At 48.9% G+C, this 630-nt stretch carries 1 protein-coding gene; it reads right to left on the bottom strand.

The annotated features are described in order from the left end of the window. A partial coding sequence (locus PROVRUST_RS17795; protein ID WP_006816306.1) for a phage tail tape measure protein occupies positions 1-630 on the bottom strand: 630 nt, incomplete at both ends.

Raw genomic sequence — 630 nt, forward strand, 5'->3', positions numbered from 1 at the left:
CTCCGGCGAGTGACATTGATAATGTGCCTTTCATCGCATTTTTAATTTGCTCAGGTTTAAAACCAGCCATCGCATAGAACGCTTGCCCTTGGGCGACTTCATTCGCCGTAAATGCCGTCGTTGCGCCCAGATCACGCGCCTGCTCTCTCAGCATCTTGTAATCGTCTGAGTTTTTATCCAAGCGAGTCAAAGCTTGCACTTTCGACATGCCGATTTCAAAGTCATAGCCTGGTACTAAGACTTTTTTTGCCGCATATCCGATCCCGACCCCTGCGGCTGTCATGCCAGCACCAGCCCCAGCCATTTTGTTTCGAACGTCCATGGTTCTTTGATAGCCATCTTTCGCCGCCGACATACGCCGCTCTTGATTGGCGACACGTTTTAATTGCTGCTCTTGTTGCTGTAATCGTTGATTAGCTGAGGAAATATCACTATTGAGTCTGGTTTGAGCCTGACTTAACTGGCGGGTAGATATGCCGCTATTTTTCAGCGCTTCTCGTTGTCGCTGTAGCGATACGCTTAACGTTCCCGCTTCCATTTTTAGCTTAGCAGCGGCAGACTTGGCACGTTCAAATTCTCTGGACTGCGCCTTTGTTGGGTTTTGTACTGAGGATAATTCGCGCGAAAGCT

The sequence above is a fragment of the Providencia rustigianii DSM 4541 genome (genome assembly GCF_000156395.1).
GTDB classification, from domain to species: domain Bacteria; phylum Pseudomonadota; class Gammaproteobacteria; order Enterobacterales; family Enterobacteriaceae; genus Providencia; species Providencia rustigianii.